The following is a 1,655-nucleotide window of genomic DNA, read 5'->3' on the forward strand; positions in this document are numbered from 1 at the left end:
TCCTGTTTTCGACAATTTTAAAAGTCAATATTCATAAGTTATTTATATTCAAATAGTTGTGATTTTTTTTAGTTAAAAATGGGTGTCCCAGAGCGCTATTTTTCTATTTTTAGCGCATGTTTGTTAGAAAAAAGCAAAATAAGAGCGGAGTGATCAGTGTGCAGGTAGTTGACAAGAGCACAGGGAGGTACCGAATGCTCAGAACTATTGGAAGCAGTTCCATAGGATCTGAGGTAGAACGCCTTGTCGGGGAAGCAAAGCAATGGATCAAAAAGCAGACAGGCTCACAGGAGTTGGACTTTACCGACTACGCCCATCATACTAAGCTGGTTCTGCAAGGGATTGAACAGATCGCAGTTCACGGCCCGGCACTTTTATTGGGTAAGATCTTTGACGAAGTGGGTTTTGGGCAAATCAAACAGGACTTGTTCCGACAACTTGTCCTGGCGAGATTATGTTACCCGGCAAGCAAGCTAAAGACAACAGACTATCTTTCCAAATACCAGTTTTTGGATATTGACGTGCAAGTGGTCTATCGCTATTTGGACAAACTCTACAAAGAACAGAAGGAACTTGTCCAGCAAATCAGTTATCAGCACACTTTGCGCATACTTGACAACAAAATCAACGTAGTGTTTTACGATGTGACCACCGTTTATTTTGAGGCAGAAAGTGAAGATGACCTTCGCAGAACAGGGTTTTCAAAAGATGGAAAGCACCAACATCCACAGATTGTATTGGGGCTTTTGGTAAGTAAGGGCGGTTATCCCTTGGCTTACGACATTTTCAAGGGAAATCAGTTTGAAGGGCATACCATGTTGCCCATCATCAATGCATTCCAAGCAAAATACAATTTAGATAAATTGGTAGTCGTGGCAGATGCAGGGCTGCTTTCCAAAGAAAACATCCAATTGTTGGAACAAGGTGGGTATGGGTATATTTTAGGTGCCAGGATAAAATCAGTGAACAATGAGCTCAAAGAGAAAATACTGGCATTGAAACTGGCCAACGCAGAAAGCCAGACCATTGAAATAGACCCTGAAAGCAAGCTTATTGTCAGCTATTCCCAAGTCAGGGCAAGAAAAGATGCGCACAACAGAAAGCGTGGCCTGGACAAATTGGAAAAGCACATCAAATCGGGTAAACTTACCAAGGCAAGTATCAATAACAGAGGTTACAACAAGTACCTTCACATAGAGAACGAGATCAAGATATCGATTCGCCCAGAGAAAATAGAAGAAGACAAAAAGTGGGACGGACTCAAAGGTTATATTACCAATACGAACTTGACCAAAGAAGATATCCTAGAAAACTATAAGGATCTATGGCAGATAGAAAAAGCTTTTAGGGTAGCTAAATCGGATTTGGAAATACGGCCCATCTATCATCGTGTCCAACGAAGGATCGAGGCACATATCTGTATCGCTTTCGTTGCCTACAAAATATACAAAGAACTTGAGCGTCAACTCAAAACAAAGGGATCTACCCTGAGTCCAGAAAAAGCAATAGACATCGCTAAAACAATATATGCCGTAAAAGTAAAACACCCTGTTACCAAGGAAATAACTTACACCACCATAATCAACTCCGAGCAGCAACAAAATTTAGCGAAATTATTCGATTTCTAACTTGGGTGTCCCAGCGACGAAAACAGG

Annotated in this window: 1 protein-coding gene; it reads left to right on the forward strand. The window is 41.2% G+C overall.

Features of this window, described 5'->3' with window-relative positions; translation table 11 throughout:
* Positions 1–116 precede the first annotated feature (116 nt).
* The gene (locus ESY88_RS20585; protein ID WP_147088581.1) at positions 117–1,628 is read left to right on the forward strand and encodes an IS1634 family transposase; all 1,512 of its coding nucleotides are present in this window, start codon (positions 117–119) and stop codon (positions 1,626–1,628) included.
* The last annotated feature ends 27 nt before the right edge of the window (positions 1,629–1,655 follow it).

Source organism: Subsaximicrobium wynnwilliamsii (assembly GCF_007997225.1).
Lineage (GTDB): Bacteria > Bacteroidota > Bacteroidia > Flavobacteriales > Flavobacteriaceae > Psychroserpens > Psychroserpens wynnwilliamsii.

Excerpts from the sequence above, each read along its gene's own strand:
- ESY88_RS20585 (WP_147088581.1), top strand. The coding sequence starts at position 117 with ATGTTTGTTAGAAAAAAGCAAAATAAGAGCGGAGTGATCAGTGTGCAG.